This window comes from Paenibacillus profundus, assembly GCF_021369635.1.
In the GTDB taxonomy this organism is placed as follows: domain Bacteria; phylum Bacillota; class Bacilli; order Paenibacillales; family Paenibacillaceae; genus Paenibacillus_B; species Paenibacillus_B profundus.
In genome coordinates, this window is the sequence record NZ_JAJNBZ010000003.1 from 136,375 (window position 1) to 148,487 (window position 12,113).

Here is a 12,113-nt window from a genome sequence, read left to right on the forward strand (position 1 = left end):
AAAAAATCCCTTGCAGACGCAAGGGATTAACATTCAGTATGTATGGTGCGGTAGAGAGGACTCGAACCTCCACGGGCGTACGCCCACTACCCCCTCAAGATAGCGTGTCTGCCATTCCACCACTACCGCACATCTAATCCCTCATGAAGGGGACAACAATTAATATATCATCATTTGAAGCTCTTGTAAAGTGGATCGTTCCTCCGCAACGGAGGTTTCCAAAACAACTAAGACCATCAATCCGAGAAGCTGCGTTACGAAAACGCTGACAGCATTTACGAATAGACATGTAAGGCGTCCTAATGGTCCCGATCGGAACGGGATAAAACCTAGGGGCAATGCCCCCGCTGCTCGCGATCGACATTTATTTGATTTCCGTCTTATCAAATTGTCTCGAGTTGGGACCCCATCCCGCACTTCTTCCCAAAAACAAAAAAAGCCTTAACATCAAGGCTTTACGATTGCTTGGTTATGGTGCGGTAGAGAGGACTCGAACCTCCACGGGCGTACGCCCACTACCCCCTCAAGATAGCGTGTCTGCCATTCCACCACTACCGCACATTTTAGGGAAATATGCTACCAGCATCTCCAGAATAACTGGTGAGCCATGAAGGACTCGAACCTTCGACACCCTGATTAAAAGTCAGGTGCTCTACCAACTGAGCTAATGGCTCTCATGCTGACTGAACATTGCTGTTCGCCATGATTCATTTCTAGTAAAAGAAATGGTGACCCGTACGGGATTCGAACCCGTGTTCCCGCCGTGAAAGGGCGGTGTCTTAACCACTTGACCAACGGGCCATGGTCACACTTTCATCATCACCTCTGCGGCGACAATTAAGAGTATAACAAACGGCATGAACGTTGACAAGCTTTTTTTTCAAAACTTTTTTTACCAATTGGCAAAATGTTTTTGTGCTGATAAGACACCACCCGCGTTACCTGCGCTTCCTCAAACGGTCACACTAAATACGATAAAAATACCGTCGCCGTACCGAAATAAACAGTTAATGAAAAGATGTCATTCAACGTCGTAATCAGTGGCCCGGACGCTACGGCTGGATCGGCATTGCATTTGTACAAAATGAGCGGAATGACAGTCCCGGCCATCGTCCCGATGATGACAGTGAGAAACAAGGAACATCCGACGACAAGGCCGAGCGCTACACTTGATTGCCATATTCCCGCCACCAAGGCCACGGATCCGCCGCATACCATACCGATAATAAGTCCTACGAACAGTTCGCGCCATAACAGACGTCGAACGATAGCTTTGTCTATATTTTCGGAAGATAATCCACGAATGACGACAGCTAGTGATTGAGTGCCTGTATTCCCTGTCATTCCGGCAATCATGGGCATGAAGAAGGTTAACGCCACCACCTGCTGCAATGTTTCTTCGAACCGGCTTATAATGCTGCCGGAGACGAGCCCGAGAAAGAGCAGCATAATGAGCCATGGCAGCCTGCGCCGTGCTGCGGTTACTGCATTCGTGCGAAAATCGATAGTCTTATCGGTTGCTGATAGCTTGTTAATATCCTCATGCGCCTCTTCCCGCAGGACGTCGATGACGTCATCGACGGTCACGATACCGATGAGCTTGTCATCCGCATCCACGACCGGCATGGACAGGAAGTCGTATTGCTCGAACAGCTTTGCCACTTCTTCTTGGTCTGTGTCTGCCGTTACGGAAATAACCTTCTCGTTCATGAGCTCCTGTATCGTTTCATTCTCCTGAGCAAGCACCAGCTCCCGATAGGACAAGGTGCCGACGATACGCTTCTGTTCGTTTACTACATAGAAATAATGCACGTGCTTCGTCAGCTCTGCGAAGGCCTTAATTTTCTCCACCGCTTCCCGCACCGTGTAGCGGTTATAGAACCACACGTAACGGTTGGTCATCAGACCGCCCGCCGTCTCCGGCTCGTAGGTGAGCAAGTGACGCACCGTGTCGCTCTCTTCCCGTTCCATCAACGAGAGGAGGAATTCCTTCGCTTCCAGACTAACGGCAGCCATCATATCGGCGACGTCGTCATTATCCATCCGGTTCAGCACTTCGGCGGCGCGTTCGCGCCCGAGCATCTGAAACGCTTCAAGCTGTAAATCCGGGTCCAGCTCGCGGATCATTTCCGTCAACTGATCGATTTCCAGAGCACTCAGCAAGTGAGATCGCTTCGTCATCTTCGCATCGCGATAGACGACGGCCAAGTCGTACGGCTGCCAATAACGCAGCTCCCGCTTCACCTCTTCTGTCGTACCTTCTAATATGCGGTCCGCTTCCTCGAGGATATCTTCCGGTTCAGAGGGGGCTTTTCTCTTTTCTTTCATGTTGTCGCCGTCGTCACGATTGATATCTGATGATAATTTATCGCTCACGCCGCTCACCTCCTGCAATACTCTTTCTTACCCTATATCCAATGACATAGAACCCCTGTTCAATAATACACTACGCAATATTCACGAACTAGGACATACGATAAATCCAGTTCAAGCTCTCATAGTGTATGAAAAAAAGCAAGGAATAACCACGAATGAATTCGCAGTAAATCCTTGCCCTGTCTTATATTCGATATCGTAAGGCAGCATTCCTGCCTCTGTAATCGATTTGCTTCTTTTTTCTCCGACTCATTATTTTACCGATCAATATACGGCCAAGCGGCGAATCATTGGCTCTTCCATGCATTCGATTATACGCAGGCGGATACTAGTGGTCTCGAGCGGTTCGATCCGATCGATCTTCTTGTGCCCAATCGCGCTGCCCTGCGCTACCGTCTTCCATTCCCCGTCAACCCGGGCCTCCACCACATAAGCACGGACTCGCTCCCCATACGCAATACCTTCCATCGCAATGACATGCTCGATCGCCTGTTTTTCTCCCAAGTCGAGTACAACTTCCATTCCTGCGCCCGTCGTCTCGGCAATACATTGTCCGAATCGGCGGCGGATTTCCGTTCCGAATTCCTGTACGCGCTCTACATCACAATCGGGCAGCAGGCCGCGGTCATCTGGCGAGACATTCAGGAGCAAGGTTGTCCCATGGCCAACGGAGCGGTAATACAAGTCCATCAGATGGTCTAATGAATGCAGACTGCTCTCATCATTCGGGTGCCAGAACCAATGTCTCGCCCGAATCGGCACATCACATTCCGCAGGAACCCATTCCGGCGTGGCTTCCATCCACGTGTTCATGTCGCTCGTGAACATGCTCACGCGAGCGCTTTCAGCAGTGTTCCAGCACGGATACGGAGCGACTCCATCTTCATTCCCCACCCAACGAATCGTCGGCGCGCCCATATTGAAAATCATCGCATCCGGTTGATGCTGCTTCACAAGACCAATGATGCGCGGCCAATCGTATTGGCGACCTTCCGAGCCCGCTCCGTCGAACCAGACTTCCACTAACGACCCATAGCCCGTCAAAAGCTCTGTGAGCTGTTCCGCATAAAAGTCATCATAAGCAGCAGGATCGCTATAGCACGCAGCATTGCGGTCCCAAGGAGATACGTACAACCCTAGAAGCATGCCCTCTTCCCGGCACGCATCGGCCACTTCACGCACCACGTCGCCTTGACCGTTCTTCCATGGGCTTGATTTCACCGAATAGTCTGTCGTCTTCGTCGGCCACAGACAGAACCCATCGTGATGCTTGGCCGTCAGGATGACATATTTGAATCCGGCCACCTTGGCCGTGCGGATCCATTGCCCCGCATCCAGCTGCGCCGGGTTGAACAATTCCGGGGAATCAGTTCCTTCTCCCCATTCCTGATCACAGTACGTATTGATCCCAAAATGAAAAAACATCCCCAATTCCAAGTCCTGCCACGCCATTTGCTGCGGGGTAGGCAAAGCCAGCTTCGTCTTCGTCATAACGCCCTCTCCCTTACTTCAAATTAGTAATGTGGTCAGACAGTTGCGACAAGCGTTTTCGATAACATTATAAGTCGTTCTGCACCATGCAAGAACCTATTATGACTTCGAGATAGTGGAGTTAAATCCTTCATCAATAAGCAAATGGAAGCATGAAAATGTGCGCGCTGTCAAGCAGCTATCCGCCGGCAGCATGACACCGGCGGATAGTATAGAAAGCAACCTTTATTTTTTAATAGCGTTGCTGTAAATCTCTAAATATTTCGGCAGCTGCAAGCCGTCGAAGCCTTTCACATACGCATCCCAATCCTTATCCAAACTTTTGCTGCCGGTAATGAACTGAGCCATGTTGGACTCGACATAGTCACTAATGGACGTCTGCAGTTGAGCTACTAAAGAAGCGTCCTCGGCTGCGATAAATACGTCTGCTGGGAAAGCCATTTCCGGCTTCGCGAACGGTTCATATTTCTTCGACTCGTTGCGCAGGCGAAGGCCATAGCCGTCTTCCGCGAACATATCATCCGGCACCGCAAAGGAATCGCGTAATTCATTCGTCATTTTCATAATGCCAAGCTCCTGCCAAGTTCCGTTCTGGACTTGCGATACGCCTGGCTTCGGCGTTTGCTTGAAGCGTGCAGGTTGACCGTCAGCCGTCTTCTCGCCTTCCTTCGCTTTGTGCCAGCCATCGCCTTCCTTACCCATGCTCGTATACACCGTTGCTTCTTCGGTGTACAGATAATCTGCAAAGCGAATCGCCGCAATCTGCTGCTCTGGTGTCGCTTTGTTCGTAATCGCGAACTGTCCGTTGCCAGCGCCGACGAAGTATCCGGTCAGCTGCACGCCATTCGGTCCTTTCAACGGCGGAACCGTTACATATTCTTTATGGCGAGGCGTCAATTCGTTCGGATTGTATATATAGCTGATAAGCGCCGTGGACACGGCTCCCATCACATTGTCAGGCTTGTTGCCGATTTGCTTGACGGCATCTGCGTTCTGGGTGAAGGAAGCTTTATCGATAAGCCCTTCAGCATACAGTTTATTGATAAAGCGCAGTCCTTCGCGCCATGCTTCTTGATTCGGCGAAAACTTAATGTCACCGTTATCCATATACATATACGTATTGGCATCATTATAAATGAAAGCGTTCATCAAATAGGCATCCAAACCGCCGCCCCACATGTCCTTTTTCCCTGCCGTAGTTAGCGGAACCTCATCTGCTTTGCCATTTCCGTTCGGGTCCTTCTCTTTAAACGCTTTCAGCATTTGATAGAACTCTTCCGTCGTCTCCGGCATTTTCAATCCAAGCTTATCAAGCCAGCTCTGGTTCACCCACATTTTCGAGGCATAGGTGCAGTGATAGCATTCGTTCACTTTCGGGATCGTGTAAATGTTGCCGTCTGGCGTCGTCATCGCATCCTTCAAGTACGGAATTTCAGTCATGGCCTGCTTGATGTTCGGAGCATATTTATCAATTAAATCATTCAACGGAACAAATACGCCCTGCTGTCCGTACTTCATCTGGTCTGCCTTGGAGAAGTTGCCGGCGAGAATGACTTCCGGATAGTCTCCGCTTGCCATCATCAATTGCTTCTTCTCTTCAATGGCACCCTCTGGCACAACGTCCCATTTAATTTTAATGTTTGTTTTCTCTTCAACAAATTTTGTGAATTCGTTCGTCTCTAAATTTTCTATCGCTGCCGATTGCGGCGCGAACATCTTAAGTGCCATCTGCTCTTTTGCAATCGGATATTCTCCTACCGGATTGAATAGTTCACCGGCATTCGCCACTTCGTTCGCGGCGGCATTTCCCTTTCCTTCTTCTTTGCCAGAGCCGCCCGAACCGCTGGAGCAAGCCGCCAAAAGCAGTGAGGCGCACAGCAATACCGCAAGCATCGTCGTCCATTTCAATTTCATCTTACAAGACCCTCCCTTTTATATTCTCGAATTGAGTTGTAATCTGGCAGAGATTAACCTTTTAATGAACCGATAAGGACTCCTTTTACAAAGTGCTTTTGCACGAAAGGATAAATCATCAGCACCGGAGCGCTCGCCACCACGATAAGCGAATATTTCAGCAGCTCTGACATGCCTTGCAGCTGCAGCATATCATCCACGTTCGCCATCATCGTCGGATCGACCGTGTTCAGGATAAGAATATTCCGCAGCACGATTTGCAGCGGGAACATATCCGGCGATTTCAAATAAATGAGAGCGCCAAAATAAGAGTTCCAGTGGCCAACGGCGTACATTAGCGTCATGACAGCGATAATTGGTTTCGATAGCGGCAGCACGACACTTGTAATAAAGCGGACGTCGCTGCAGCCGTCAATCTCCGATGCCTCAGCCAATTCTTCCGGAATACTCGTCTGAAAGAACGTACGGGCGATAATGACCTGGAAGACAGCCAATGCGCCTGGAATAATCATGGCCCAGCGGGTATCGATCATTCCTAACGACTTCACAACCATATAGTTCGGAATAAGACCGCCATCGAACAGCATCGTGAAGACGAGCAGCATCATGATGATGTGACGTCCGTAGAACGTGCGACGAGATAACGGATACGCGATGAGTACGGTCATGACGACGTTCACGAACGTGCCAGCCACGGCGTAGAAGAGCGAGTTGCCGTAACCGGTCAAAATATTCGGATTCGCAAAAACTGCTTTATATCCGGCCAGTGTAAAATCAACCGGGAACAACCATACGCGACCCGAGTTGACAGCCTGCGGCGAACTGAACGAAGCGCTCAAAATATGCAGCAGCGGGAATAAAACGATGACCAGCGCGCCGCTTAATACGACGTACACAAAGATGAGAAACAGGCGGTCAGGAAGCGACTCGCGAATAGCGGGTTTATTCATGGATGCTGCCCCCTTTACCACAGACTCGACTCTGACAGCTTGCGCGCAATCGCATTGACCGTCACGATGAGTACGAGATTAATGATGGAATTAAATAGTCCGATTGCTGTTGAGAAGCTAAAATTCGCATTTAACAAGCCGACCTTGTATACGTAAGTTGAAATAATCTCGGAAGACTCTAAATTGAGCGGGTTTTGCATGAGGTACATTTTTTCGAAGCCGAGACTCATCATGCTGCCCACGTTCAAGATGAGCAAAATGACCATGACGGGGAATATGCTCGGCAAATCGATATTCCAAATCTTCTGGAAGCGCGTCGCGCCGTCTACCTTGGCAGCTTCGTACAAATCCGGATTGACTCCAGATAAAGCCGCGATGTATATGATTGCGCCGTAACCGGTAAATTGCCATACGTCAGACCAGACATAAATCGATTTGAACAACTCCGGCCTTCCCATGAAATCGATGCCTTCGAACCCGAACAGGCGCAAAATGTTATTAAGCATGCCGACGTTCGGAGACAGGGCAACGATGATGATGGATACCATAATAACGGTAGAAATGAAATAAGGGGCATAGGTAACCATTTGCACGGTCTTCTTAAAGAAACCGTTCTTAATCTCATTCAAAAACAGTGCCAATAGGATGGGGGCAGGAAATCCGACTAACAATCCGTACAGACTGACCACGATGGTATTACGGATGTAATTCCAGAAGTAGGGCGAGTTCAAAAACTGCTCGAAATATTTAAACCCTACCCACGGACTCTCCCAGATCCCTTTTACGACGTTATACTCTTTAAAGGCGATAAGCACTCCGCCCATCGGAACGTACTTGAAAATGATAATGTAAGCGATTGGCAGAAAAACGAGCAAATATAGTTGCCAATGCTTCTTCATTTTCTTACCGGCACCGTCGGCAAACGCGAAGCGCGATGTCGTCAGGCGGCGGGAGGCAGTTCCGGGCGTGACGTTTGCCATAGTTCATTCCTCCTTCATCCCTTTTGCAACCGATTACAAAAGAGGATTCATTATTGAGCCAGTTCATATTTGCGGCGTCGATAGTATCGAGCCTCCCGGGTTGCCTTGATTATAAAAGACGAAATGATGCCATTACAATCAACCGTTTTCTTAAGGCTTAACGGATTTCGCCACACCGTCTAACCCGCTCCCGGCAAGGGGTTTATTGGTAACAATAGATGATTTTCGCCTGCTTGATATGTTTCGCAATCCCGCCTGATCATCACAAAAAAAGCGCCGTTGCTACCAACACCGGGCTCGATCAGAAACCCGATGCCGATATTCGGCGCTTTCAATTATTTGTCGCGTGTCAAGGCTATAGCCTGCGCCGAGATGACGTGCGGTATTCTCCCGGAGCAACCCCTTCCACTTTCTTAAATACGCGGCTGAAGGATACTGCTCCGCCATAGCCTACCCGCTCAGCTATCGTTTGAATGGAGGCATCACTGTCCCGAAGCATCCGCTTCGCATGCTCTAAGCGGATGTGGATGAGGAAATCAATGAATTTCTCGCCAGTCACATCCTTGAACGATTTGCTTAACGTTTTTGGCGGCACTTGGAACCGTTCACTTAAATGGTCCAGCGACAACTGAGGATGCGCATAGTTCGCTTCGATGTACGCCTGGATCTGACGTATCAACGCGACGGAATGCTCCGCATCTGCAGCAGCAAGCCGTTGCCCCGCCTGCTTCAGCAGCTCGGACAGCATCTGTTCAAGCTCCTTCAGCGTTTCGCATTCGTCAATCTGCTCCATCCAACTCGTTGCATCTGGAAGAGAATCACTCGCTCGCGCCATCAGCTTCATCCGCTTGTTCATTTCCGAGTCTAGCTGTGTGCAAGCCTGTACGACCTCTTGACGGGTATACCTTGCCGCTTGCAGCATTTGAATCCATTCCAGCAGACGTTCGTGCCACTCTCCCTTTCCTTGCGCAACGCTATGCACGAGCGCTCGGGTAAGCGGCGTCACATCAACACCCACTGTCTGATGCTCCTTCTCTATGAGCACCCGATTGATCCCGCAGGTCATCTTGCGGCTTAACGATCGCAGCGCCTGAGCGAACGCTTGCGGAATGTTATGGATAGAAGCGGCAACATCACTGACGCTTGCCGTAGATGTCCATTTCAAATAATTTTCAATCCAAGGCAGCATCTGTTCCATCACATCCGCAACTTTGCGGGCAGCATGCTGAGGCTCCGTCTGATCGGACGCAGGCTGCCAAAGCATGACGAGCCGTTCCCCCGTCAACCAATCGGCCCACACCTTCCACTCATACTCTGCGGCTATTTCATGAAAGGCCGATTTCATAGCATATTGAAGCAAGAAGCGATCCCGCCGGGAATACGCTTTCGTGAACGAAAGATACCGATCGATTTCGACCACGACGATGACGCACCAACGCTCTGAATCCAACGGAACATCCAATTTATTTTCCTTATTAAGCGGATGCTCTTCATAGCTGCCGTCCAACCATTGCCGAAATGCGTAATTGCGCAGAAATATGGCATCCTTCTTGCCTCGTTCCGCACTCTCATCACGCTCGGCAAACATTCGATCGAGAGCGGATTCGATGACGGCAAATTCATCCCAGCGCGATTGGTCCGATTGCAGGGAGGACGTTGTCTCGGCAATGGTATTGACCCGCTGTACCAGATTCGCGACTGGCTTGTAATGGCGGTGGGTGATGTACACAATCCAACCCATCGCGGCGAGGAGCAGCATCATGCCGCCAATCATCCATACATTGAACCATTCCTCAATACGGAATAAAGCTTTCCCCTTCTGAAACCCGCTCTCAAAAATCCACCCCGTATAAGGCGACATATAGTCCGATACAACCGTGTAAGAAGGTGAAACGCTAGGGTTATCGGTATCATCATCCAGTAAATTCACACCTAATCGATCGCGGATGCTGACGGCATTCAAATCGGAGGCATACCACTCTTGAACTAAGGATTGAATGGAGGCTGTGGCGACGTTCACGACGATCATTCCGTCTCCTCCGCCGGTTAAAGGCACGTGGCGCACGAGCGACACGACAGACTTTCCATCTTGAAAGTCATATTCTTTAAAGGGGCGCGCACCGACCCAAGCATATTCATTGCTGCGGATATGGCGGTGTGCATCGATGAAGTCTTTGTCCATATATTCGCGGATGGGGAAGGCGCTGCTGCTGCTAAGCACCGTTTCATCTTGAAACCGGACGAGATACACGGTATCGATAAGCAGATTTCTGGCGCTGATCCGTTTCATGAGCTTCTTGATGCGCATATGTAAAGCGACATCATTGTTTTTCTTACCGTGAAAATATTGTTCCAGCTCTGGCGCATTCAACACTTCGGAGACGACCATTTGGTCAATATCTTTCAAAGAAGCGTCCGTGGCCCGAAGAGCTTGAAGGAGGAGCGATGAATTCGACTGAATTGCATCTTTGCGGCTTTGTTCGCTTAACGTCTGAAAGAACACAAAGAATAGGAAGCTGACTACAATAATAAATACAGGCATATACGACAGCAATAAGCGGTAAAACCATCGCTTGGCCATAACGTAACGTTCCTCCTTCGAATTCCACAGCAAGGATTGAAAGAGAGGGATGTTCGCCCCCTTATGAAGTAAACGCTTACATATGTGATAAACAAAAAAATCCCTCACGGGACTTTATGTGTTCCATAAATGGCGGAGAGAGAGGGATTCGAACCCTCGCGGCTGTTACACCCTAACGCTTTAGCAAAGCGCCCCCTTCGGCCTCTTGGGTACCTCTCCAAAAAGTGGCTCCCCGAACAGGACTCGAACCTGTGACAACTCGGTTAACAGCCGAGTGCTCTACCAACTGAGCTATCAGGGAAAGACAATTATTAATATATCATGAATACTTAATGGTGTCAAGTGTCGGGAATGAAATTCCCTATTCCCTCATTCTTTCCCGTACTGTATTCTGGTTCAGCTATGCTGCTGCTCAAACCATTGGGATAGCGTAACGATAAGCGCTCCCATCCGTTCTTCCTCTGGAACAAGAATTCGCTCCACACCTTCGTCTGCGATGGCGGCAGCCGTTACTTTGCCGACGGCAGCCATTAAGGTCCGCTCCTTAAAGACTTCAAGCAGTTGCCCGGTCAGCCCCTGTTCTCTGGCATACGCGAACAAGAACCGCGCCTGTGGAGCGCTGGTCATCGCCACGGCGTCGATCTTCCCTTCGAGCAGTTCCTCGGTGAGCTGCCGGAGCACGCTATCCTCTGGCGGGGTATGCCGGTATGGCATCAATTCCACCGATTCAGCACCAGCCTCCTGAAGGAATTGCACCAGCGCCGGGGCGGGGTCTCCGTGCAGCTGCAAGGCAGCGCGGGTCCCTGCAAAGCGTTCAGCGCCGCCCGATCGCAATGCGCGTATTAATCCAAGCGTCGAGCCGTCATCATCGCGCACGTCCACCGCGAGCCCTAAGCGACGCAGCGCATTAACCGTCTTATAGCCCCGTGCTGCATGGCGGAGCTGAGCAAGCTTGGCAAGCAGCGCATCCCCCTTCCCTGCTGCTCGTGCGGCTTCGACGAGCTTGTCCACTCCCATTCCGGTCGTCCAGATCGCCCAATCGATCGGCTCATAAATCAGCTTGTCCACCTCGGCCTCCAAATGCTCGAACTGCTCGAACATCGTGCCCTGTGTCGGCCGAATAAGTGACGTCCCACCTTGCTTGGAGACGATCGTCGCCATTTCTTCCGCTTTACGCGGCCCCGTTAACGCAATGACCTTGCCTTCACATTTCGACATGTACGTATTCCTCCTCTTCTCCGTTCCATAATGCCCCGCACGCAGGCCGCAAAGCCTTACGTTCTAGCCCCAGTGTCCCTTGCTCCCTTTCCCCTCGCTGTTTGCCCCTCTAGGGCAAGCAGCCGCAGCGGTCCGCGGCAGCGCCCGCATACGTATCGCTTCACATCTACCTTTCGTTTACGCAAATAGGTCTGCTGGCAATGTACGCATTCCAAGCGATAGCGGTACGGCTCGGTCCGCTTCGGCGCAGTACCCGGCAAAGCCTTGCAATAGCGCGATCCGCCTACCGTTTGCAGCAGCTCCTTGAACTCTTTATCCCGATGACGATACCCTCTTCCCTCAATATGCAGATGATAGTGGCACAGTTCATGCTTGATGATCCGCTCCACTTCCTCCGCTCCGTTCTCTGCGAGCTGCTTCGGATTGATTTCAATATCGTGGGACTTGAGCAAGTAGCGTCCTCCCGTTGACTTGAGTCTGGCGTTGTACCGGGCCCGGTGACGAAACGGTTTACCGAAGTCCCGGATCGACACCTGTTCGATCCAGACCTGCAATCGCTCGTTCGACTCCTGCATTGTGAATCACCCTACTTCCTACTTGAAT

General features: G+C 50.5%; 8 protein-coding genes and 6 tRNA genes. All 14 read right to left on the bottom strand.

Features of this window, described 5'->3' with window-relative positions; translation table 11 throughout:
* Nucleotides 1–43: 43 nt before the first annotated feature.
* Nucleotides 44–129, bottom strand: a tRNA-Leu gene (locus LQV63_RS05875).
* A 343-nt stretch (nt 130–472) separates the two neighbouring features.
* A tRNA-Leu gene (locus LQV63_RS05880) sits at nt 473–558 on the bottom strand.
* Nucleotides 559–598: 40 nt separating this feature from the next.
* Nucleotides 599–674 (bottom strand) — tRNA-Lys (locus LQV63_RS05885).
* A gap of 52 nt (nt 675–726) precedes the next feature.
* Nucleotides 727–801 (bottom strand) — tRNA-Glu (locus tag LQV63_RS05890).
* Between the two features lie 159 nt (nt 802–960).
* On the bottom strand, nt 961–2,328 hold the full coding sequence (gene mgtE / locus LQV63_RS05895) for a magnesium transporter (RefSeq protein WP_036702852.1): 1,368 nt from the start codon (nt 2,326–2,328) through the stop codon (nt 961–963).
* Nucleotides 2,329–2,640: 312 nt separating this feature from the next.
* Nucleotides 2,641–3,867 (bottom strand): alpha-L-fucosidase, encoded by a 1,227-nt coding sequence (locus tag LQV63_RS05900; RefSeq protein WP_233696010.1) that lies wholly within the window; start codon nt 3,865–3,867, stop codon nt 2,641–2,643.
* 225 nt (nt 3,868–4,092) lie between these two features.
* Nucleotides 4,093–5,781, bottom strand: coding sequence for an ABC transporter substrate-binding protein (locus LQV63_RS05905; RefSeq protein ID WP_233696011.1), 1,689 nt, complete (start codon nt 5,779–5,781; stop codon nt 4,093–4,095).
* 53 nt (nt 5,782–5,834) lie between these two features.
* Complete coding sequence (locus LQV63_RS05910) at nt 5,835–6,731, bottom strand: carbohydrate ABC transporter permease (protein ID WP_019418969.1); 897 nt, start codon at nt 6,729–6,731, stop codon at nt 5,835–5,837.
* A 14-nt stretch (nt 6,732–6,745) separates the two neighbouring features.
* The gene (locus LQV63_RS05915) at nt 6,746–7,711 is read right to left on the bottom strand and encodes an ABC transporter permease (RefSeq protein ID WP_019418968.1); all 966 of its coding nucleotides are present in this window, start codon (nt 7,709–7,711) and stop codon (nt 6,746–6,748) included.
* Between the two features lie 355 nt (nt 7,712–8,066).
* The gene (locus LQV63_RS05920) at nt 8,067–10,292 is read right to left on the bottom strand and encodes a helix-turn-helix domain-containing protein (protein ID WP_233696012.1); all 2,226 of its coding nucleotides are present in this window, start codon (nt 10,290–10,292) and stop codon (nt 8,067–8,069) included.
* Nucleotides 10,293–10,422: 130 nt separating this feature from the next.
* A tRNA-Ser gene (locus tag LQV63_RS05925) sits at nt 10,423–10,511 on the bottom strand.
* A 6-nt stretch (nt 10,512–10,517) separates the two neighbouring features.
* Nucleotides 10,518–10,593: transfer RNA gene (locus tag LQV63_RS05930), tRNA-Asn, on the bottom strand.
* Nucleotides 10,594–10,688: 95 nt separating this feature from the next.
* Nucleotides 10,689–11,510, bottom strand: a complete 822-nt coding sequence (locus tag LQV63_RS05935; RefSeq protein ID WP_233696013.1) for a uroporphyrinogen-III synthase — start codon at nt 11,508–11,510, stop codon at nt 10,689–10,691.
* A gap of 56 nt (nt 11,511–11,566) precedes the next feature.
* Nucleotides 11,567–12,085, bottom strand: a complete 519-nt coding sequence (locus LQV63_RS05940) for a SprT family protein (RefSeq protein WP_233696014.1) — start codon at nt 12,083–12,085, stop codon at nt 11,567–11,569.
* Nucleotides 12,086–12,113: the final 28 nt, after the last annotated feature.